The organism is Dermacoccus sp. 147Ba (genome assembly GCF_004151355.1).
Classification (GTDB): Bacteria; Actinomycetota; Actinomycetes; order Actinomycetales; family Dermatophilaceae; genus Dermacoccus; species Dermacoccus abyssi.
Genome location: NZ_SEHL01000003.1, coordinates 274,217 through 295,933 on the forward strand (window position 1 = coordinate 274,217; position 21,717 = coordinate 295,933).

General features: G+C 69.2%; 19 protein-coding genes and 1 pseudogene. 15 read left to right on the top strand and 5 right to left on the bottom strand.

Going from position 1 to position 21,717, the window contains the following annotated elements:
- The first annotated feature begins 171 nt into the window (after window positions 1-171).
- From EVU97_RS05710 to pepN, 13 genes and pseudogenes are all read left to right on the top strand, one after another.
- Window positions 172-543: an NADH-quinone oxidoreductase subunit A gene (locus EVU97_RS05710; RefSeq protein WP_047310434.1), complete on the top strand. Its 372-nt coding sequence runs from the start codon at window positions 172-174 to the stop codon at window positions 541-543.
- 13 nt (window positions 544-556) lie between these two features.
- Window positions 557-1,045: pseudogene (locus tag EVU97_RS05715) on the top strand (NADH-quinone oxidoreductase subunit B); the annotation flags it as partial.
- A 776-nt stretch (window positions 1,046-1,821) separates the two neighbouring features.
- Window positions 1,822-2,385 carry an NADH-quinone oxidoreductase subunit C gene (locus EVU97_RS05720; protein WP_129664237.1) on the top strand — a complete coding sequence of 188 codons (564 nt, stop codon included), beginning with the start codon at window positions 1,822-1,824 and terminating at the stop codon, window positions 2,383-2,385.
- On the top strand, window positions 2,382-3,338 hold the full coding sequence (locus EVU97_RS05725; protein ID WP_129664239.1) for a complex I subunit 1 family protein: 957 nt from the start codon (window positions 2,382-2,384) through the stop codon (window positions 3,336-3,338). Before EVU97_RS05720 ends, EVU97_RS05725 begins: the two co-directional genes overlap by 4 nt.
- Complete coding sequence (locus tag EVU97_RS05730) at window positions 3,335-3,952, top strand: NADH-quinone oxidoreductase subunit I (RefSeq protein ID WP_082128608.1); 618 nt, start codon at window positions 3,335-3,337, stop codon at window positions 3,950-3,952. The genes EVU97_RS05725 and EVU97_RS05730 overlap by 4 nt, the downstream gene beginning before the upstream one ends.
- A 37-nt stretch (window positions 3,953-3,989) precedes the next feature.
- Window positions 3,990-4,502, top strand: coding sequence for an NADH-quinone oxidoreductase subunit J (locus EVU97_RS05735; protein ID WP_047310432.1), 513 nt, complete (start codon window positions 3,990-3,992; stop codon window positions 4,500-4,502).
- The gene (gene nuoK / locus EVU97_RS05740; protein WP_129664241.1) at window positions 4,499-4,852 is read left to right on the top strand and encodes an NADH-quinone oxidoreductase subunit NuoK; all 354 of its coding nucleotides are present in this window, start codon (window positions 4,499-4,501) and stop codon (window positions 4,850-4,852) included. Before EVU97_RS05735 ends, nuoK begins: the two co-directional genes overlap by 4 nt.
- Entirely contained in the window at window positions 4,849-6,831 is a 1,983-nt protein-coding gene (locus tag EVU97_RS05745; protein WP_129664243.1) for an NADH-quinone oxidoreductase subunit L, read from the top strand. Before nuoK ends, EVU97_RS05745 begins: the two co-directional genes overlap by 4 nt.
- On the top strand, window positions 6,828-8,390 hold the full coding sequence (locus EVU97_RS05750) for a NuoM family protein (RefSeq protein WP_129664245.1): 1,563 nt from the start codon (window positions 6,828-6,830) through the stop codon (window positions 8,388-8,390). Before EVU97_RS05745 ends, EVU97_RS05750 begins: the two co-directional genes overlap by 4 nt.
- On the top strand, window positions 8,387-9,910 hold the full coding sequence (locus EVU97_RS05755) for an NADH-quinone oxidoreductase subunit N (RefSeq protein WP_129664247.1): 1,524 nt from the start codon (window positions 8,387-8,389) through the stop codon (window positions 9,908-9,910). Before EVU97_RS05750 ends, EVU97_RS05755 begins: the two co-directional genes overlap by 4 nt.
- 130 nt (window positions 9,911-10,040) lie before the next feature.
- Complete coding sequence (gene htpX, locus EVU97_RS05760; RefSeq protein ID WP_047310428.1) at window positions 10,041-10,952, top strand: zinc metalloprotease HtpX; 912 nt, start codon at window positions 10,041-10,043, stop codon at window positions 10,950-10,952.
- Window positions 10,953-10,983: 31 nt separating this feature from the next.
- The gene (locus EVU97_RS05765) at window positions 10,984-11,451 is read left to right on the top strand and encodes a GNAT family N-acetyltransferase (protein WP_118912268.1); all 468 of its coding nucleotides are present in this window, start codon (window positions 10,984-10,986) and stop codon (window positions 11,449-11,451) included.
- Window positions 11,452-11,553: 102 nt separating this feature from the next.
- Window positions 11,554-14,070, top strand: coding sequence for an aminopeptidase N (pepN, locus tag EVU97_RS05770; protein WP_129664250.1), 2,517 nt, complete (start codon window positions 11,554-11,556; stop codon window positions 14,068-14,070).
- Window positions 14,071-14,167: 97 nt separating this feature from the next.
- Here the strand turns inward: pepN and EVU97_RS05775 are convergent, their stop codons facing one another.
- Genes EVU97_RS05775 through EVU97_RS05790 form a run of 4 tightly spaced genes read right to left on the bottom strand, consistent with a single transcriptional unit; the run spans window position 14,168 to window position 17,759 of the window.
- Window positions 14,168-14,620: a MaoC family dehydratase gene (locus EVU97_RS05775; RefSeq protein ID WP_047310426.1), complete on the bottom strand. Its 453-nt coding sequence runs from the start codon at window positions 14,618-14,620 to the stop codon at window positions 14,168-14,170.
- Between the two features lie 11 nt (window positions 14,621-14,631).
- Complete coding sequence (locus EVU97_RS05780; protein ID WP_222617816.1) at window positions 14,632-15,384, bottom strand: SDR family oxidoreductase; 753 nt, start codon at window positions 15,382-15,384, stop codon at window positions 14,632-14,634.
- A 41-nt stretch (window positions 15,385-15,425) separates the two neighbouring features.
- A complete protein-coding gene (locus EVU97_RS05785; protein WP_129664254.1) occupies window positions 15,426-16,184 on the bottom strand; it encodes an SDR family oxidoreductase in 759 nt (252 codons plus the stop codon).
- A gap of 45 nt (window positions 16,185-16,229) precedes the next feature.
- A complete protein-coding gene (locus EVU97_RS05790) occupies window positions 16,230-17,759 on the bottom strand; it encodes a long-chain fatty acid--CoA ligase (RefSeq protein ID WP_129664256.1) in 1,530 nt (509 codons plus the stop codon).
- A gap of 183 nt (window positions 17,760-17,942) precedes the next feature.
- On the opposite strand from EVU97_RS05790, the gene EVU97_RS05795 reads away from it, so the two are divergent.
- A complete protein-coding gene (locus tag EVU97_RS05795; protein WP_129664258.1) occupies window positions 17,943-18,476 on the top strand; it encodes an isochorismatase family protein in 534 nt (177 codons plus the stop codon).
- A 168-nt stretch (window positions 18,477-18,644) separates the two neighbouring features.
- Here the strand turns inward: EVU97_RS05795 and EVU97_RS05800 are convergent, their stop codons facing one another.
- Window positions 18,645-19,799 (bottom strand): acyl-CoA dehydrogenase family protein, encoded by a 1,155-nt coding sequence (locus EVU97_RS05800; RefSeq protein WP_129664260.1) that lies wholly within the window; start codon window positions 19,797-19,799, stop codon window positions 18,645-18,647.
- A 220-nt stretch (window positions 19,800-20,019) separates the two neighbouring features.
- Between EVU97_RS05800 and EVU97_RS05805 the strand changes: the two genes are divergently transcribed.
- The gene (locus EVU97_RS05805) at window positions 20,020-21,708 is read left to right on the top strand and encodes a TIGR03767 family metallophosphoesterase (protein ID WP_129664262.1); all 1,689 of its coding nucleotides are present in this window, start codon (window positions 20,020-20,022) and stop codon (window positions 21,706-21,708) included.
- Window positions 21,709-21,717 lie beyond the last annotated feature (9 nt).

Consider the following 21,717-nt stretch of genomic DNA (forward strand, 5'->3'; position numbering starts at 1 on the left):
CAACCGCGCCGTTGCGCGAAAAACCTCCGCTCGAACGGTCTGGTGAACCACGGGCCCCTCGAGCCGGGCGGAGGGACGGCGCGTATGGTGCCACGCCCGATGTGTCTCACTGTGAAGACACGCACCCCCAGCCTTTCCGCCCCCGGCGAGTCGGCTCGTTAGGCTTGCCTGGTGAATTCCGGACTCCTGGGCTACCTGGTGGTGCTCGGCGTCACCCTCGGGGGCGTCGGTCTCTTCACGGCTGCCATGGTGGTTCGTCGAGTTCTGGCACCGCGAGCTCCGAGTGGGGCGAAGCTCGCCACGTACGAGTCGGGAGTCGACCCGAGCGGCGGCGACTGGCAGCAGTCGGGCTTCCGCTACGTGGCGTACGCGTTCCTCTATGTCGTCTTCGCGGTCGACGCCGTCTACCTCTTCCCGTGGGCGCTCGTGCTGCGCACCTCCGGGCTCGGCGTCGCTTCGGTCGTCGAGATGGGCATCTTCATCCTCGTGCTTCTCGTCGGTCTGGCCCACGCCGCCCGTCGCGGCGTCCTGAGCTGGCTGTGAGGCGGGTGATCCGATGACGACCGATCTGCCCATGCCCACCGTGCGTCCGAGCGTCGGCGCCGTTCAGGAACACGCCCCCAAGCCGATGCGCCTCGTCCTCAACTGGGGTCGCCGGTACTCGCTGTGGGTCTTCAACTTCGGGCTCGCCTGCTGCGCCATCGAATTCATCGCCGGGTCGATGTCGCGTCACGACTTCATCCGCCTCGGTGTCATCCCGTTCGCTCCCGGCCCGCGGCAGGCCGACCTCATGGTCGTCTCCGGCACGGTGACCGACAAGATGGCTCCTGCCGTGCGGCGCCTCTACGACCAGATGCCCGAGCCGAAGTACGTCATCAGCTTCGGTGCGTGCTCGAACTCAGGTGGGCCGTACTGGGATTCGTACTCCGTGACGAAGGGCGTCGACCAGCTCGTGCCCGTTGACGTCTACGTGCCCGGCTGCCCGCCGCGCCCCGAGGCGCTGCTGCAGGGCATCGTCACGCTCCAGAACCAGATCGCCGAGGAGAAGGTGAGCAGCGAGGGCATCCTCGCCCGCCTCAACCCGTTCGCCGGCCGGGGGCGCACCGCCGCGTCGGTGCAGCGCCCCCTCGTGACGAAGCCCGCCGCACCCGAGGCGGAGACGGTGGCAGAGCCCGCGAAGGAAGGTGGGGCCACCGAGTCGAAGGCAACGCCCGAGCCCGCACCTGCGGACGCCAAGCCCGCAGGCAAGGCGAATCTCAGCGACGACGAGCGCGCCGCCCGCATCGCGGAAGCCCGCCGCAAGGCGCGAGAGCGCAAGGCGGAGAAGGACACCTCGTCGGCCGCTGGGGAAGGCGCGAGCGACAACGGCGGCAAGCCCGCCGCGAAGACCGACCTCTCCGACGACGAGCGTGCGGCCCGCATCGCGGAGGCTCGTCACAAGGCGCGTGAGCGCAAGGCCGAGCAGGAGAAGGCAGCACAGTCAGGCGGTACCGAGGAAACAGCCGCCGACGTGGCCAAGCCGGCCTCGAAGGCCGACGCTCCAGACGACGAGCGCGCCGCCCGCATCGCCGAGGCGCGCCGTAGGGCGCGTGAGCGCAAGGCGGAACAGGAGAAGGCTGCGCAGACGGGCGACCCCGAAAAGGCCCCCGACAAGGCACCGACGACGAAGGCCGACATCTCTGACGACGAGCGTGCCGCCCGCATCGCCGAGGCCCGCCGTAAGGCACGCGAACGTCGCGCCGCCGAGCAGGCGAAGACCGACGAGACCAAGACGGGGCCGACCAAAACGGAGCAGGCGAAGACCGACGAGGATGGTGAGGGATGACGCGCGACGTCCCCACCCACGACGTCGAGGCGTCCGACTGGGTCGAAGCCCATGAGCGTCTGCGCTCGGAGGGCTTCACGTTTTTCGACTTCCTCACCGCCGTCGACGAGAGCGACCGTGGCGAATCCGGTCCCTCCGACGGCAAGCCCGCGGGCTTCGACATCGTCACGCACCTGTACGACATCGCCGGCGGCGCTCGCCGCAGCATCCTCGTACGCACGCGCCTCGAAGTCGACGACCACGGTGCGGGCGCCCCGAGTATCGCCAGCCTCACCGGGCTGTGGCGCGGCGCGGCCTGGCACGAGCGCGAGACCTTCGAGATGTTCGGCATCGACTTCGCCGGCTTCGACGACGGCACCGGGCAGGGCGTGCGCAAGCTCCTGCTGCCCGCGAGTTTCACCGGTACGCCACTGCGCAAGTCGTTCGTCCTCACGGCGCGCGCGAGCAAGGAGTGGCCGGGCATCAAGGATCCCGGTGAGTCCGGCGGCCGCGCGGGAGCCTCGAAGCGTCGCAAGGTCATGGCACCCGGCGTGCCCGACGAGACGTGGGGGCCGCGATGAGCGTCCTTGAGATCGTCCTGCGTAGCGTCGCCGTGCTCGTGTGCTTCATGGTGCTGCCGCTCGTGCTCGGCCAGGCCGAGCACAAGGTGATGGCCCACATGCAGGGGCGCCTCGGCCCGATGAAGGCCGGTGGTTTCCACGGATGGGCGCAGCTCGTCGCTGACGGTGTGAAGTTCGCGCAGAAGGAGGACGTCGTTCCTCGCGCCGCCGACAAGCCGGTCTTCCGCCTGGCTCCTGCGGTGTCGATGTTCAGCTACCTGCTCGCGCTCGTCGCCATCCCGTTCACGCCGTCCACCGTGGCCGGCGACCTGCCAGCATCGCTCGTCTACGTGCTGGCCGTTTCCGGCATCGGCACCGTCGCGACGCTCATGGCCGGCTTCGGTTCGGGTAACAAGTACGCCATGCTCGGCGCGTTCCGTTCCGCCGCTCAGCTCGTCAGCTACGAGGTGCCGCTCATCCTCGCGTGCGCGTCGTTCGCGATGGCGGCAGGGTCGCTCTCGATCGGCGGCATCGTGCACGCCTGGCACCCGATCTGGCTGCTGTGGCAGCTGCCCGGTGCGATCGTGCTGCTCATCGCGGCCACCGCCGAACTGCAGCGCCCGCCGTTCGACATGCCCGTGGCCGACTCCGAGGTCGTCATGGGTGCGATGACGGAGTACACGGGCCTGCGCTTCGCGCTGTTCCTGCTGTCCGAGTACGCGGGCATCGTCGTCATGTCGGCGCTGTTCGCCGCGCTCTACCTCGGCGGGTGGAACGGTCCGTTCGACGGGGCGCTCGGCTTCGTCTGGATGCTGCTCAAGACCGCCGCCGTCGCGTTCGTCGTCCTGTGGGTGCGCATGAGCTGGCCGCGCCTGCGCGAGGACCAACTGCAGCGCTTCGCGTGGTTCTTCCTCGTTCCCCTTGCCCTGTTCCAGTTGGCTCTCACCGCGGCAGGAGTGATCTACACCGCATGACCGAGCAGAACGCGAACCACGACCACGGCGAGCACGTGCACGAGCACGCTCACCACGTCCACGACCTGCCCGCCTCGGGCCGCGAGAAGGGGCCGATCCGCGGCCTTCTTTCCGGAATGGCCACGACGGCGCGCACCATGACGAAGAAGACGTCGACGCGTCAGTACCCGGACGAGAAGCCGGACCTGCCGCCGCGTAGTCGCGGCGTCATCGCGCTGCTCGAGGAGAACTGCACCGCGTGCATGCTCTGTGCGCGCGAGTGCCCCGACTGGTGCCTCTACATCGACTCGCACAAGGAGACGATTCCCAGCGAGACGCCGGGTGGGCGTGATCGTCAGCGCAACGTCGTCGACCGCTTCGCCATCGATTTCTCACTGTGCATGTACTGCGGCATCTGCATCGAGGTGTGCCCGTTCGACGCGCTCTTCTGGAGCCCGGAGTTCGAGTACGCCTCCGGCGACATCCGCGACCTGCTCCACGAGAAGGAGCAGCTCGGCGAGTGGATGCGCACGGTTCCGGCCCCGCCCGACCTCGACGAGCGTGCCCCCGAGGCGCCCGAGGTCGCAGCGGCGAGCAAGCCCCCACGGGTGGCGCGCCGGAACGTGACGAAGTGACCCGAGCCAACGCGACGACGACGAAAGGAGTGAGCCCATGACCGTGCACGACGCCCTCTTCGGCTGCCTCGGCCTCATCAGTGCCGTGTCGGCCGTCTGCGCCGTAACGACGCGTCAGCTCGTACACGCCGCGCTGTGGCTCACCCTGTGTATGACGACGTTGTCGGGCTGCTACCTCGTGCTCGGCGCCGAACTCGTCGCGCTCGTGCAGCTGCTCGTCTACGTCGGTGCCGTCGTCGTGCTCGTGTTGTTCGCCGTCATGTTGACGCGCGCTCCCATCGGCAAGAGCGCCGATCACGACGTGCCGATGGCCGGCCGGATGGTGGCCCTCGTCATTTCCGCAGCCACCGGTGGCCTGCTCTTCGCCGCCTTCGCGGCAGCCTTCGGGTCGCAGCAGGTCGGCCTCGACGGCGGAACGAACGCCAACCTCGCCGCCAACCTCTTCGGCCGCTTCGCCTGGCCGTTCGAGGTGCTCTCGCTCGTGCTGCTCGCCGCGCTCGTCGGCGCCCTCGCGATGATCGGCACGCGCAAGGACGGTGGCTCGAAGTGATCCACCTCCTCCTGCCCTTCGCACTCGCCGCCGTGCTCGCCGGTTCGGGCGTCTACGGCGTGCTGGCGCGCCGTAACGCCGTGCTCATGCTCGTCGGGGTCGAACTGATCCTCGCCTCGGCGAGCCTCATCCTCGTCACGATGAGCACGACCCTTCCCGACGACGCCGCAGCAGGGCAGATCCTCACGATCTTCGTCATCACGCTCGCCGCCGCCGAGGTGACGCTCGCGCTCGGCATCATCCTGGCCGCGTTCCGAATGCGCGGGCACATCGACCTCACCGAGCGCCTCGACGATGACGCGGCCCACGCGCCCGTCGACGACCGGACCGACGGGCGGGTGACGTCGTGACCGCACACCTCGCGCAGGCCGCCGTCGCCGTCCCGCTGCTCGGCGCGGTGCTGGCTTTCCTCCTGGGGCGCCGTAACGCCGGCGCCTACGCGCTCGCGGCCCTCGGCACGCTCGGTGGCCTCGTCGCGGCGATTCTGCTCGTCGCGCAGCAGCTCACGACGCCGGTCGCCCAGCACCTCGTCACCGTCGGGTCCCTGCCGCTCGGGCCCGCGCTCAAGGCGCCGCTCGAACTGCGGGTGACACCGACCGGCGCGCTCATCGCGGCCGTCGCGCTCTTCGTCGCGACGTGCGTCCAGATGTTCGCGCGCTGGTACCTGTTCTCCGACCCGCGCTACCGCTCGTTCGCCGCCACGGTCTCCGCCTTCACCGCCGCCATGGTGCTCGTCGTCCTCTCCGACGACGTGCTGCTCACCCTCGTCGGCTGGGAGGTCATGGCCTGGTGCTCTTACCTGCTCATCGGCCACGAGAGCAACCAGCCGGGCCCGCGCCGCGCCGCGCTCAAGGCGTTCCTCGTCACGCGCGTGGCCGACGCGCCGCTCGTCGTCGGCCTCGCCGGCCTCGCCATGGGTGCGCGCACGACGCGCATCAGCGAGATCGTCACGGCCTGGAGCACCTCGAACCTCGACGCCCACGGCACCCTGCGCCTCGTTCTTCTGCTCGGCCTCGTGTGCGGTGTGCTCGGCAAGTCCGCACAGCTTCCGTTCACCGACTGGCTGCCCGACGCCATGGAGGGCCCGACGCCCGCGTCGGCACTCATCCACGCCGCGACGATGGTGGCCGCGGGCACCGTCGTGCTCGCCCAGTTCCTGCCGCTCTTGGCCGCCGAACCGACGGCCCGTCTCACCCTCGTCATCCTCGCCGGCGCGACGTCCGTGTTCGCTGCGGTGAGCGCGTTCGCGCAGGTCGACATCAAGCGGCTGCTCGCGTGGTCGACGATCAGCCAGGTCGGCCTCATGCTCCTCGGCCTCGGCGCGCTGGCCCCGGGCGAGGGCGCCGACGCCGCGCTCCTGCACCTCGTCGGTCACGCCTTCTTCAAGTCGCTGTTGTTCCTGCTCGTCGGCTGGCTCGCGGTGGTCGTCGGCTCCACGCTCGTCACCCGGATGACGGGCGCAACCCGTCGGCTGCCCAAGACCTTCGTCCCCGTGACCCTCGCCCTGTTCACGATGGCCGGCCTGCCGCCGACCGTCGCGTTCGTCTCGAAGGACGCGATGCTCGAGAACGCCGTGCGCTCCCAGAGCGACGGACACGTCGAGGGACTCGTCGGCTTCATCATGCTCGCGCTCATCATCGTCGGCACCGCCGCGTACTCGGCCCGCGCGTGGCTCATCCTGCAGCACCGCACCGTCCTCGAACGGCGTGGTGAACGTCAGGTGCTCACCGACTCCCACACGGTGCGTGACGTCGACATCGTCGAGATGCTGCGCAGCACTCCGGAGGTCAACGAGTTCGGTGACGAGATCGACCCGATCGAGGAGATCGAGGAGGACGAGGTGCTGCCGCGCCCGGGCGTCTCGGTGCGCCTCGCGCTGTGGATGCTCGTGCTCGGGGGAGTGTTCGGCGGGCTCCTCGCCTTCACGCCGCTGTTCGACATCGACACGAGTCACCTCAACCTCGCCATGATGGGCGCCTCGGTACTGCTCATCGTCGCCACCGGCCTCGTCGTGCGCATCATGTCGCTCGGCCAGCTCTACGGTGACGCCGCCCGTCGCCTGCCGCGCCACATCCCGCTGGCCGCCTCGCGAGGGTTCGGTGTCGAGACGCTCTACCGCACTCTCGTGACGCGTCCCGTGCTCGCGCTGGCTCGCGGCGTCCACCGCCTCGACTCGGGCGTCGACGCTGCCGCAACGCGTGCGCCCGGTGCCCTGGCCCGCGCCGGCAAGGCTCTCGACGGCGTCCACGGACGACGTCCCGCGACAGGCCTGTCGTGGGTGATCGTCGGCGTCGTCATCGCTTCGATCCTGGGGGTGACGCTGTGGTGAGCCTCGTTCTGCTCGCGGCCGTGGCGGTGCCGCTCGGCGTCGGTGCCGCCCTCATGGCGGGCGACCGACTCGGACGCCCTGTCGGTCACACCGGCGCCTGGGCCGTCGCGATGCTCGCGAGCGTCGTCACCCTCGCCGCGTGCGTCGCGGCCGTCGTCACGGACGCCCACATCGACAAGCCGTGGGTGCCCGGCCTCGGAATGCGCCTCCACCTGGCCACCGACGGCATCAGCGCTCCGCTCGTCATCCTCGCGGCGGCCGTGACGCTGCTGGCCGTCGCCGTCAGTTCCCGCCAGCGACCGAAGGGCACACCCGGGCTGTTCTACGGCTGCCTGCTCGTCGTTCTCGGTGGTGCCGTCGCGGCGTTCAGTGTCCGTGACGCGGTTGCGTTCTTCATCGCCTTCGAAGTCGTTCTCGTGCCGATGTGGGTGCTCATCGACCGCTTCGGTGACGCCGCGGCCGACCGCCGTCGTGCCGGGTGGATGTTCGTTCTCTACACCGTCGGCGGCTCGATGTTCATGCTCGCCGGCATCCTCCTGCTCGTTGTCTCGGCGGGCACGAGTGACCTCGAACGGCTCGCCGGTGGTGCGGCTGCCGCACTGCCGTTCCCCATCGCGATGACGGCGGGCGTGCTGCTCACCCTCGGCCTCGCCGTCAAGGTGCCGCTCATCGGTGTTCACTCGTGGCTGCCGCGGGCTCACACGGCCGCCCCGACGGCCGGCTCGATGCTCCTCGCCGCCGTCCTGCTCAAGCTCGGCACGTACGGCTTCATCCGTCTCGTCGTCCTGCCGCTGCCCGTCGCGTGGCGCACGATCGCCCCCCTCATCGCGGTTCTCGCGGTGGTCGGCATCATCGTCGGGGGGCTCGTTTGCCTCGTCGAACGGGACCTCAAGCGCCTCGTGGCGTGGTCGTCGATCGCGCACATGGGCTTCGTCATGCTTGCGCTCGCAGCCGGTCAGCAGATCGGTCTGCAGGCTGCGCTGTACGGCAACATCGCACACGGCGTCATCTCCGCGCTCCTGTTCGCCGTCGTCGGCGCGCTCAAGGCGCGTCGCGGTGCGGTGGACGTCGACGAACCGATGGTCGGCTTGCGTAACAGCGATCCGCGGCTCGGTTTCGCCCTCGTCGTCGGCACCGCGGCAGCCATCGGCCTGCCCGGTCTCGCCGGCTTCTGGGGTGAGATCCTCGCGCTGTTCGCTGCCTGGGGTGCTCCGCACCGCCCGGGCGCCCTGTTCCACGTCCTGACGGCAGTGGCCGCGTTCGGCGCCGTTCTCGCTGCGGCCTACGGCGTGCGTGTGCTGCGTGCGGTGTGGGCCGGGGAGCTCGCGCCCGAGGCCGCTGACGCCACGCTCGGCACGAGCGACGGGGCCACCCCGGCGTCCACCGCCGGTGAGCACGCCGAGGCGAGCGCCTCTGTGGCCACCGAGCGGGTCGTCGGTCTCGAATGGCTCGCCATCGGCGTGCTCGTGGCGGCCGTCTTCGTCCTCGGCCTTGCGCCGACGCTGCTCATGAACGTGGCAGACGCCGACCTGCCGCGGCTGCTCGGAGGCCTCAAGTGAAGATTTCCTTCGACGCCCTCGCACTCGCTCCCGCCGTCGTGCCGATGGTGGGTGCCCTTCTCGTGCTCCTCGTCGACGTCGTTCTGCCCGGGCGAGCCCGCCTCCCGTGGGTGCTCGCCGTCCTGGCGTGTCTCGGCGGCCTCGGCGCACTTATCGTCGGTGCCGTGACCGGCGGTCACGGCACGAGCCTGTGCGACGCCTCGGGCGGCTGCTACTGGCAGGCCGACCAGACCGGCGTCGGTCTGCAGGGCCTGGCGCTCGCCTCCGCGGCGGTGGTCGCGGTGCTCGCCCTCGCCGAGAAGACCAGCGACGTGCCCGGCACGAAGGGCCACCCCGCTGTGCGGGCGATGCTCGTGCTCGCCGCGACGGCCGGCTGCGTCGGCGTCGTTGCGGCCCGTGATCTCGGCTCCTGGCTCGTGCTCATCGAGCTCGCCACGATTCCCAGCGTCGCGCTCGTCGCTCTGCGTGGGGGCCGGCAGGCCGCTCACGGCGCCCTCACCTTGCTCGTGACGGCCCTCGTCTCGTTCGCCGTCCTCGCCCTCGGCGCGGCCGTGTGGTTCGCGGCCACGGGTACGGCGTCGATGACCGGCGACCAGGTGCTCGACGCCTTCGCCGACCCGGCCCGCAAGCCCCTCGTCGTCCTCGCGATGATGCTCGTCATCGCGGGTGTCGGCTTCAAACTCTCCCTCGCTCCGTTCCACGCGTGGACGCCGGAGGCGTTCGAGGGCTCGGGCTCCTGGGTCGCGGCTTTCCTTGCCACGACGTCCAAGGTCGGTGCTCTCGGCGGCATGCTCGTCGTGCTGCGCGCCGCGTCGTCGCTCGGCTCGTCCGCGCTCACGGCGCTCGCCGTCGTCGCGGCCCTGTCGATGACGGTCGGCAACGTCATGGCTTGGCGTCAGGACGGCGCGCTGCGCTTCATGGCGTGGTCGACGGTGGCGCAGGCCGGCTGGGTCGTGCTGCCGATGACGGTCGTCGCCGGTGGTTCCGTCACCGCGGCCGCCGCCTACCTCGCGCTCTACACGATCGGAACGCTCGCTGTCTTCGTCGTCCTGGCGGCCCTCGAGGACGCCCGTTCGCGCGAGTACGAGACGACGATCGGTGACCTGCGCGGCCTGTTCCGCACCCGCCCGATGATGGCCGCGACGCTCGCGCTCGGCCTTCTCGCCCTGGCCGGGCTGCCGCCGAGCATCATCGGCGTCGTCGCGAAGATCGTGGCGCTCAAGCCGGTCGTCGCCGGGGGAGTGTGGTGGCTCGTCGTCATCGCTCTGCTCAACGCCGTGCTCGGCGTGGCGGTGTACCTGCGCTGGATCGCCGCGATGTTCGCGCCCGTCGCCACCCCCGCGCCCGAGAACGACGACGTCTCCGAGGAGGCAGCCGCTGTGGCGGCGCTGTCGGGCAACGAACCCGAACTCACGCCCTTGCCGCGCCCCAAGAAGGTCTACGGCGTGCTCGCCGCGCTCGTCTCGCTCGCCGTCGTGACGACGAGCCTCGCGCCGAACGTCCTCCTCGCCCTCTTCTGACGCGCTCCGCCGCACAGGCTGTGATCTTTGGCTCGGTCTGTGACCTGCGCCGGTCACAGATCGGGCCAGAGTTCACATCTGGGGCCGACCGCGCCGGAACATCCGCACCCGAGCCTTCGTTGAACCGGACATGCACAGGCATTTCAACGGGCTGAAGACGGCCGCGCTGTTCGGGCTCATCTGGGCTCTGCTGCTCGGCCTCGGCGCGGTGATCGGCAACGGCCGCTACATCGGTGTGTTCGCCGTCATCGGTCTCGCGATGAACTTCTACGCGTACTGGAACTCCGGCAAGCTTGCCATCCGCGCGATGCAGGCCTACCCGGTGAGCGAGACGCAGGCGCCCGCGATGTACCGCATCGTGCGCGAGCTGTCGACGAAGGCCGGCAAGCCGATGCCCGAGCTGTACATCTCGCCGACGCAGGCACCTAACGCGTTCGCCACGGGCCGCAACCCGAACAACGCAAAGGTCTGCTGCACCGAGGGCATCCTCGGCCTGCTCGACGAGCGTGAACTGCGTGGTGTGCTGGGCCACGAGCTCATGCACGTCTACAACCGCGACATCCTCACATCGTCCGTCGCCGGAGCCCTCGCCGGCCTCATCACGAGCGTCGCGCAGATGATGATGTTCTTCGGCGGCGGCTCGAGCAGCGAGAACCGCCCGAACCCCATCGTCATGCTCTTCATGGCGTTCCTCGCGCCGCTCGCAGCGTCGGTCATCCAGATGGCCATCAGCCGCACGCGTGAGTTCGACGCCGACGAGGACGGTTCCAAGCTGACGGGCGACCCGCTCGCGCTCGCCTCGGCGCTCGCCAAGCTCGAAGCGGGAGTCGCCTCGGCCCCGCTCGCGCCGACGCCGCAGCTGCAGAACGCGAGCCACGCGTTCATCGCCAACCCGTTCCGTGCGCAGGACATCTCGCGCATGTTTTCCACGCACCCGAAGACGGCCGACCGCATCGAGCGCCTCGAGCAGATGGCCGGCCAGCGCATCCGGATGCCCCAGCGGTTCGACGGGCCCTACCGGCCCGGTCCGCACCAGGGCTGAGCGTCGAGCGCTGCCTCGATACTGTGATCGCATGAGCGGCGAAGGAACGGCCCGGCGCGCGGAGCGTCGGGATGTTGACGCGTTGGTGGCGCTTCGAGCGGAGATGTTCACCGCCATGGGCGCCGAGGGCACCCGCGCCTGGCAGCCAGAGGCCCGACGCTGGTTCGCCGAACGCCTGGACAGCCCTGACCACGGGTTCTTCGTCGTGGAAGCCGACGGCGAGGTCGTGGCAGGTGCCGTCGGGGCCGTCCGTGACGCGGCGCCTTCACCGGCGGTTCCGCACGGCCGCGACGTTCTCATCAGCAATGTGTGTACCTTTGCCGACCACCGCGGGCGCGGCTTCGGGCGTCAGGCCTTCGACGCGGTGCTGGCGTGGGCCAGAGGAACGGGTGTGGGTCGGGCCGAACTCATGGCCACCGAGGCGGGCCGCGTCTTGTACGAGCGCGCCGGCTTCACCGAGGTGGCCTTCCCCGCGATGCGCGTCACGCTCACGTCGTAAGGAACGTTCGAGGAGCCAGCCCGTGAGGCGTTCGGCTTTCGGCGTGTCGCGACGCGTTCGTGCTCCCCTCGACGACTCGGTCGCGGGTGGCAGGATGAGCCCATGACGCTGACCCGTGACGAAGCCCGCGAGCGCTCGCAGATCGTTCGCCCCGAGCACTACGACATCGAGCTGGATCTCGACCGGGGCCCACGAGAGTTCGCCTCGACGACGCGGCTGACGTTCACGGCGCAGAACGGTGCCTCGACGTTTGCCGACCTCGACCCGGTGAGCCTCGAGTCGGCGATGCTCAACGGCCGCAAGCTGCCCGTGTCGGCCCTCGAGGGACGCCGTCTGCACCTGACGGATCTCGCCGAACACAACGAACTCGTCGTCACCGCTACGATGCGCTACGGCCGCGACGGCCAGGGGCTGCACCGTGCCGAGGACCCGGCGGACGGCGAGGCCTATGTCTACGGTCACCTCTTCATGGATGCTGCGCCGCGCGTCTACGCGTGTTTCGACCAGCCCGACCTCAAGGCGCCCTACGACGTCACGGTGCGCGCCCCCGGCGGCTGGATCGTCGTGGCGAACGGAGCGATGCGTGAGGTCGAACCCGGGCTCTGGCGGGCCGAGACGACGAAGCCACTGGCCACCTACTTCGTCACCGTCTGTGCCGGCACGTTCGCCACGGTGACCGACGAGCACGACGGCATCCGCCTCGGCATCCACGCCCGCGCGTCGCTGCGAGACCACCTCGAAGCGCAGGCGCCCGAGATGCTCACGGTGACGAAGCAGTCGTTCGACCACTACCACTCGCTCTTCGGCATCCGGTACCCGTTCGGGGAGTACCACCAGGTGTTCGTGCCCGAGTTCAACGCGGGCGCCATGGAGAACCCCGGCTGCGTCACGTTCCGCGACCAGCTCGTCTTCACCGGGGCGGCCGGGCGCACCGAGCATCTCGTGCGCGCCAACACGATCAGCCACGAGATGGCGCACATGTGGTTCGGCGATCTCGTCACGATGCAGTGGTGGGACGACCTGTGGCTCAACGAATCCTTCGCCGAGTACATGGCGAACCGGACGCTCGAGGCCGCCACCGAGTTCGACGACGCCTGGGTCGACGTCGCAGCCTCCCGCAAGGCCTGGGGATACGCGGCGGAGCGCTCGCCGTCCACGCACCCCGTCGCGGGGGCACCCGCCGACGACACGGACACGGCCCTGCAGAACTTCGACGGCATCTCCTACGCCAAGGGCTCGGCCGTTCTACGTCAGCTCATCCACCACATCGGGGACGACGCGTTCGTCGCCGGGGTGCGCGCTCACCTCGAGCGTCACGCCTTCGCGAACGCCACCCTCGCGGACTTCCTCGAGGCACTCTCGCAGGCGGCGGGACGCGACCTCACCGAATGGGCGCAGGCGTGGCTCGAGACGGCCGGAATGGACACGTTGCGGATCGAGCATGACGGCGACAACGTGGGCGAGACCGCGAGCCCCCGACTCGTCATCACGCCCGACCCGGATCGCCCTGCGACGCGTGTTCACACGGTGCGCGTCGCCGCCTACGACCAGGCGGGCGCCGAGGTGGCCGCCGACGATCTGCACGGCGTGAGCGGGCGCGTGAAGCTGCCGAACATCGCCGCTGCGACGGGAGGCGAGAGCGTTGCACTCGTCGTGCCGGACGCGGGTGACCTCACGTGGGCGGGTGTGGCGTTCGACGACGCGAGCCTCGAGGCCATGGCGGGGGCGCTACCGGGGATCGACGACGCGACGACGCGCGCCATGATCTGGACGGCGCTCGCGCACGGCCTGGCCCGCGCCGAGGTGGCGCCCGAGCAGATCCTCGCGATAGCCGAGGCCGCGCTTCCGGCCGAGACGCAGATGCCCGTGCTCGACGTCGCCACCTCGCTCGCTCTGGGCGCAGTCGTCGGTCGTTTCCTGCCGTGGTCCGAGCGTCCGGCTGCGCTCGCCGGGCTCGCGGACCTTGCCGAGCGCATGCTGGCCGAGGCCGACGGTGAACACGACCCGCGCACCCTCGCGGGCGCGCGCCTGTTGGCCGGTACGGGTGACGCCGGGCGCCTCACGCCGTGGTTCCGGGGAGAGGACCTGCCCGCCGGGCTCGACGGTGACACTCCGTTCCGTTGGCGGGTGGCGCGCCGCCTCGCGCAGCTCGACGCCGTCACGATCGACGATCTCGACGAGGCGCTCGCCGCCGACAACACGATGTCCGGCCGCCTGGGCTACCTCACAGCTCGCGCGTCGTTCCCGGACGCCGCGACGAAGGTGTGGGCCTGGGAGGAGCTCACGGCAGCGCCGAGCGAGGATTCGCCGGCTCACAGCAACTACGAGATGAACGCGCTCGCCTCCGGTTTCTGGTCGGCCGACGACGAGGCCACTCTCGCGCCGTACGTGGAGCGCTACGTCAGCGACATCCCGCGCATGCGGGAGTGGGTGGGGGAGGACGCCCTCGCCCGCGTCGCCTCGCTCGCGTTCCCCGCCGCCCTCGCGAGCGAGGAGCTCGACGTCGAGGTGCGCCGGATGCTCGATCAGCAGCTCCCGGCGTCGGTGCGCCGCTCGGTTGTCGATGCGCACGCCACGATGCGCGAGGTCATCGCCTCCCGCGCCGTCTTCGCCCGCTGACGGGCGGTTCATTTCCGGACAGGACGGGGGAAGACGAACGAGGCCCGACCGCGGAGCAGGGACTCCGGGTCGGGCCTCGCGTCAGCGGCTACGCGCGTCAGGGCACGATGACCGACAGCGTCTGTGCGACACAGGCCGGGCGCTCCTCGCCCTCGATCTCGACGGTGAACGTCATGGCCACCTGGGCGCCCTTGGGCGACTCCTTGACCTCGTCGAGCACGGCGGTGCCGCGCACGCGCGAGCCGACGGGAACCGGCTGCGTGAAACGCACCTTGTTCGAGCCGTAGTTGACGGCCATCGAGATGTTCTCGATCGACCAGATCTCGGCAGCCAGCATCGGCACGAGGCTCAGCGTGAGGTAGCCGTGAGCGATCGTCGTGCCGAACGGGCCGGCCTTCGCCTTCTCCGGGTCGACGTGGATCCACTGATGGTCGCCCGTCGCCTCGGCGAACTGGTCGACCATCGTCTGGGTGACCTCGTGCCACTCGCTCGAGCCGAGTTCCTCGCCGACGGCGGCCTTGAGTTCCTCGAGTCCGTTGAACGTACGCATGAGCTCCTCCTTCAGTTCAGGGGTCCGCCGGCGACGTAGAGCACCTGGCCGGAGACGTACCCGGAGCGCTCGTCGCAGAAGAACGACGCCGCGTTGGCGATGTCCTCGGGGCGGCCCACCTTCTTGACGGCCGTGGCGTCCGCCGCGCCCTTCATGAAGTCGTCGAACGGCACGCCGACACGCTCGGCGGTGGCCGCCGTCATGTCCGTGGCGATGAAGCCCGGAGCGATGGCGTTGACGGTGACGCCGAACTTGCCGAGCTCGATGGCGAGGGTCTTCGTGAAGCCCTGCAGACCGGCCTTGGCGGCCGAGTAGTTGGCCTGACCGCGGTTGCCGAGCGCCGAGCTCGACGACAGGTTGACGATGCGGCCGAAGCCTTCCTTCGTCATGTGTGCCTGGGCCTCGCGGGCCATGAGGAAGCTGCCGCGCAGGTGAACGCCCATGACCATGTCCCAGTCGTCGACGCTCATCTTGAACAGCAGGTTGTCGCGCAGGATGCCGGCGTTGTTGATGAGCACGGTGGGGGCACCGAGCTCGTCGGCGACGCGCTGGACGGCCTTCTTGACGCTCTCCTCGTCGGAGACGTCGGCGCCGACGGCGATGGCCTTGCCGCCAGCGGACGTGATGGCCTCGACCGTCGAGGCGCACGCGCTCTCGTCGAGGTCGATGACGGCAACCTGCAAGCCGTCGGAGGCGAGACGCTGGGCGACGGCCGCGCCGATGCCGCGCGCGGCACCGGTGACGATGGCGGTTCGCTGGGTCATGGGGATGTCCTTTCTTCGGGAGTTCGAGGGTTTCGGGATGCTCAGAAGCCGCCGGTGAGCGTGATGCCACCGTCGATCGGCAGCGTCTGGCCCGTCACCCAGGCCGCATCCTCGGAGGCGAGGAAGGCGACGGGGCCGGTGATGTCCTCGGGGCGGCCGAGGCGCTTGAGCGGGTACGGCTTGGCGACCTCGTCCTCACGGCCCTCGTAGAGGGCCTTGGCGAAGTCGGTCTTGACGACGGCGGGGGCCACGGCGTTGACGCGCACCGTGGGGCCGAGCTCGACGGCCAGCTCCTCGGTGAGGTGGATGAGGCCGGCCTTCGTCACGCCGTAGTAGGCGATGCCGGGGGCCGTGCGCAGGCCGGCGATGCTGGCCAGGTTGACGACGGAGCCGCCGTTCTCCTTCATCCACAGGTTCCACGCGGTGCGCGTCCAGGACAGCGTGGCGAGGAGGTTGACCTCGGAGATCTTCGTGGCCGCTGAGTCGTCGAGGTCCATGAGGCCACCGAAGACGGGGTTGATGCCCGTGTTGTTGACGAGCACGTCGAGGCGGCCCCAGGTGTCGAGCGCGGTGCGCACGACGTCCTCCTGGTGCTCCTTGTCCTGAGCCTTGCCCGCGCGCGCCAGCGCGGCGTCACCGAGCTGGGCGACGGCGGCGTCGAGAGCCTCCTGGCCGCGCGCCGTGATGATGACGTTGGCGCCCTCGTCGACGAGGCGCTGCGCGATGGCAAGGCCGATGCCGCGGCTCGCTCCGGTAACGATGGCCACCTTGCCCTCGAAGCGCTGGGTCTGTACTGGCATGCGCGATGCTTCCTCTCGATGCTTATTGAGCGTTGCTCAACAACTCTATTCCCCGGTGGAGTACTGGGTGCGCAATTCGCGCTTGAGAACCTTCATGCTCGGCCCGAGCGGCAGCTCGCCGACGATCTCGACGCGGCGCGGGTACTTGTGCGATCCGAGGCGCTCGCGGCTCCAGGCGATGATCTCGTCGCCGTCGAGTCGGGCCCCTTCGCTCGGCACGATGACGGCCATGATCTCCTCGCCGTACTGCTCGTCCGGCACTCCGATGACGGCGACCTGGTCGACGCCCTCGTGGCGCATGAGAGCTTCCTCGACCTCGCGTGGGTAAACGTTGTAGCCGCCGCGGATGACGAGGTCCTTCGTGCGGTCGACGATGCGCAGGCGCCCCGACTCGTCCTGGATGCCGATGTCGCCGGTGCGGAACCAGCCGTCCTGCAGCACCTCGCGGGTGGCGGCCTCGTTGTTCCAGTAGCCCGCGAAGACGGCGTGGCCGCGGACGATGACCTCGCCGCGCTCCCCGGCGGGCACGAACTCGATGTGGTCGGGCACGGTGACGTCGGCGATGGCGATGTCGATGCCCCACAGGCTGTGGCCGACGCTGCCGGCCTCGACGCCGAGTTGCTCCTGGTTCGACGTGATGGACGGCGAGGTCTCGCTCAGGCCGTAACCCTCGTGAATCTTGGTCGAGAAGGTGGCCTCGAAGCGCTCGAGCACGGCGACCGGCAGGGAGGCGCCGCCACTGACGGCGTCCTCGAGTTGCGGCACCGGAATGTCGGGGTTCTCCGCCACCGCGGCGAGAAGCTGGATGTACATCGTCGGCACCGCGCAGATCATCGTGACGCCCTCGCGGTTCATGATCTCGAGGGCCTCCCTCGCGTCGAAGCGCGGCTGGAGCACGAGCGTCGCGGTGTGGCGGAAGCCCGCGTTGAGCGAGACCGACTGGCCGAAGACGTGGAAGAGCGGCAGGCACCCGAGGGCGATCGTGCCGGGCGGCACGCCGTTGCCGTCGAAGGCGCTGACGGTGGCGTTCATCACGAGGTTGAGGTGGGTGAGGATGGCCCCCTTGGGGCGTCCGGTCGTGCCGCTCGTGAAGAAGATGACGGCCGGGTCGAGCGGCTCGCGCGTGACGAACGTGGTGAGTGGCTCGGCGTCGGTGCCGTACGTCGTGATGTCGTGGGTCGGAACGCCCGTCATCTCGGCAGCCTTGGTGGCCGCAGCGGCGACGGCCGGGTGGTACATGAGGTGGCTCGCCTCGGCGGTGTCGATGAGATACGCCGCCTCGCGGCCCTGCAGAAGCGTCGGAATGGGAACGACGACGCCGCCCGCAGCGAGGATTCCGTAGTACGAGGTGACGAACTCGATGACGTTCGGCGCGAGCAGAGCGACGCGGTCGCCGGGCTGCACGCCGTCGGCCACGAGCTGTGCTGCCGTGCGGCGCGCCCGCTGCCACGTCTCGGCGTACGTGAGGCGCTGCTCTCCCTGGACGAGGGCGATGGCGTCCGGCTCTCGACGGGCCGGCTCGGCGAGAACGCTGGCCAGGGAGAGGGTCGTGGAAACGTAAGGCATGTCGGACATGGAGAAACCCCCGCGAGATGAAACGTCGATGTGCTCTGAATCACATCACATCGATGATGCTGCAACAACTATTGAGCGTTGCTCAATAGTTCCCGGTCCAGTCGGCCGTCGTGAATTGAACTCCCTACGATGCGCCTTCCCGGAATCGCTGGGTTGTCGGTGGCCGCGTGTAGCGTGAATGTCATGGGCGAACGAGTGTTACTGGTGGTCGACGTGCAGGTCGACGTCATGGAGGAGTCGGTCGGTTCCGACGCCGTCATCGCGAACGTGGCGAAACTGGTCGAGGCGGCTCGCGCCGCCGACGCTCCCGTCGTGTGGGTGCAGCACTCCGACGCAGGGCTCGCGAAGGGGAGTGCCGAATGGCAGATCGTGCCGCAGCTCTCGCCCGCCGACGACGAGGCGATCGTGCACAAGACGTGGAGCGACTCCTTCGTCGAGACCGACCTGGCTCAGCAGCTGGAGGCGCTGGGGGCTCGCGAGATCGTCCTCGCGGGCGCGCAGACAGACGCGTGCATCCGCAGCACGTTCTACGGCGGCATCCACCGCGGCTACGACGTGACGCTGGTGTCCGACGCGCACACCACCGGTGATCTGCGGCAGTGGGGCGCTGAGTTCTCGCCCGAGCAGTCGATTGCCGTGCTCAACGCGCAAGCCGCCTATACCAAGCAGCCCGCCGCAACGGGGGCCGTCACGACGACGGCCGAAGCGTTCGCCTGAGGGGAAACGGAGAAGGGCCGGTTCGAGCAGACGCTCGAACCGGCCCTTCTCGTCAGACTTCTACGAGCTCAGAGAGATTTTCTCTGGCTTGTTCTGTCGGTGTCTACCTGCGGCCGAGGGGCGAGCTCGCTTGCGCTCGCGGGCCCCTCAACCTCCGGTTCCCGCTTCTCAGAGTCCCAGGTCACGCCCGATGATCATCTTCATGATCTCGTTCGAACCGGCCCAGATCTTGTGCACGCGAGCGTCACGCCACGCACGTGCCACGCGGTACTCGTTCATGTAGCCGTAGCCACCGTGCAACTGCACGCACTCGTCGAGTACGTCGCACTGCACCTGGGCGGCCCACCACTTCGCCTTCGCGGCGTCGACGGCCGTCAGCTTGCCCTCGGCGTGCGCGGCGACACAGTCGTCGATGTACGCCTCGGAGACCTCGATCTTCGTCACCATCTCGGCGATCTTGAACGTGTTGTGCTGGAACGAACCGATCGACTGGCCGAAGGCCTTGCGGTCCTTCGAGTACTGGATCGTCTCGGCGAGGATCTGCTTCGCGTTCGCGATGTTGGCGATGGCGTTGCCGATGCGCTCTTGCGGCAGGTGCTTCATCATCGCGATGAAGCCGAGGTCCTGCGGGCCGAGCAGCGCGTCGGCGGGCAGACGCACATTGTCGAAGAACAGCTCGGAGGTGTCGGACTCGACCTGGCCGACCTTGTCGAGCTTGTTGCCCTTCGTGAAGCCCTCGGTGCTGGCCTCGACGAGGAACAGCGAGATGCCCTTGGCGCCCTTGCTCGGGTCCGTGCGTGCCGCCACAACGGCGACGTCGCACTGGTGGCCGTTCGTGATGAACGTCTTCGAACCGTTGAGGATCCAGTCGCCCGAACCGTCGTCGGCCTTGACGGCGATCGACTTGAGGTTGGCGAGGTCCGAACCGCCCGACGGCTCCGTCATGCCGATCGACAGGATCAGCTCACCCGTCGCGACCCGCGGCAGGTACTTCTGCTTCTGCTCCTCGGTGCCGAGGCTGACGATGTACGGCGCGGTGACATCCGAGTGGATGCCGAAGCACGACGCGACGGCGGCGGTGAACTTGCTGATCTCTTCGGCGAAGATCGCGTTGAAGCGGTAGTCGTCGATGCCGGCGCCGCCGTACTCCTCCGGAATGCACAGGCCGAAGAAGCCCTGCTTGCCGGCCTCGAGCCAGATGTCACGCGCGATGACGTGATCGCGGATCATCTCCTCGGCACGCGGGGCGAGGGTGCGCTCGACGAACTCGCGGGCGGAGGAGCGGAACGCCTCGTGGTCCTCGTCGTAAATGTTGCGGGGCATGGTCGCAGCCTTTCGATACTGATGGGTAGCTCCAGCCATGCTACGACGCCGACGATGGCGGCGCCTCCCACCCCGCTTCCCTACGCAGGCGTAAGCCGCGGGGCCTCACGAAACGCTCCCGAGGGGCCGTTCATTCGACGTTCAGTTGCGGGTTACTGGGGAGTAGAGGTGGCCGGGCACGATGTTCGGACGATCGCCCAGCCCGAGAAGAGGTCTCCCCGTGTCCGACATCTCCCGCCGCCGTGTCCTCAAGGGTGCCTCAGGCTCCCTCGCCGCCCTCGCCTTCGCCGGCGTCGCCACCGATCGCCAGGTTGCCTACGCGGCGTCGCGAAGCGTGTTCACCAAGGGCACGACGCTGGCGAACGTCGCGACGCCGAAGGCCTCGTCGGGTTACGCGCGCCTCACTGCCGGGCCGGGTTGGGCACTCGTCGTGCGCGACGAGTTGGTCGCAGCCAAGCCGAACCGCGACGACACCCGTAAGGCGCTCGCGAGCATCGTTCAGTTCACCGACCTGCACATGATCGACGCCCAGAGCCCGGTGCGCTTCGAGTGGTTGAGCACGGTCAACGGCAGCGCGTTCCGCCCGCAGGAGCCGCTCGGCTCGCACGGTGGGGCGCAGCTCGTCAAGCGCATCAACGATCTGGCGAAGGGGCCCTTCTCCGGGCGCGTCTTCGACTGCGTCGTCTCCACCGGCGACAACACCGACAACCACGAGTCGGTCGAACTCGACTGGTTCCTCGCCGTGATGAACGGTGGAACGATTCGGCAGAACACCGGTGCCGCCACTGAGTGGGAGGGCGTCGCCACCGGCGGTGACGAGCAGTTCTACAACGTGAGCGACGACGCCGTGCGCGACCGGTACAAGGAGGCCGGCTTCCCGACGGTGCCCGGATTCTTCGCCCGCGCCGTTGCGCCGCACCGCAGCCACGGCCTCAAGACGCCGTGGTTCAGCGTCTTCGGTAACCACGACGACTCGATGAGCGGGGTGCTGCCGAGCGACTGGGCGGCCGTCGCGAAGCTCTACACGAGTGACAAGAAGTTCATGGGGTTCAAGGCGTCAACCTCGAACACGCAGCTACGTCGTGCCTACACCGGCGCCTCGCGCACCCTGCCGCAGACATCGTCGATGACGACGCGCAGCGTGACTCCGGACGCCCGTCGCGCGCCGTTCACGCCCGTCGAGTACATGAAGGCGCACCTGCCGAGCGGAGGGCACGGCTTCACCGAGGAGAACGTCGCCACGGGCCGTGGCTACTACGCGTTCCGCATCGCCGACGGCGTCACCGGCATCGCCATGGATTCGACGAACCGCGCGGGCTGGACCGAGGGCAGCCTCGGTGACGAGCAGTTCCGCTGGCTGCAGCGCCGTCTGGAGGCCGGCAGCAGCCGGTTCTTCGATGTCTGGGGCGCCGAGCAGAAGCGTCAGGTCGACGACGAGTTGTTCGTCCTGTTCAGCCACCACACGAGCGAGTCGATGAACAACCTGCTCCTCGACCCGGGCAAGCCCGAGATCCGCCACGGTGGCCTCGAAGTCGTCAACACCCTGAAGCGCTTCCCGAACGTCATCGCCTGGGTCAACGGCCACACTCACGTCAACAGCATCACCGCGCGCCGTCACCGCGATCCGGAGCGCAGCTTCTGGGAGATCAACACGGCCAGCCACGTCGACTTCCCCCAGCTCGCCCGCATCATCGAGGTCTGCGACAACGCCGACGGCACCCTGAGCCTCTTCACGACGCTCGTCGAGTCGGCGGCGCCGTACCAGGCCTCCTACTCCGACGGCTCCCAGGCTGCGCTGGCGTCCCTCTACCGCGAACTGTCGTACAACGACATCAACGCCGAGCGCGAGGGGCTGGGCACCCCGGCCGACCGCAACACCGAACTCCTCCTGCCCAACCCACTGCACTGACCGGCGGCT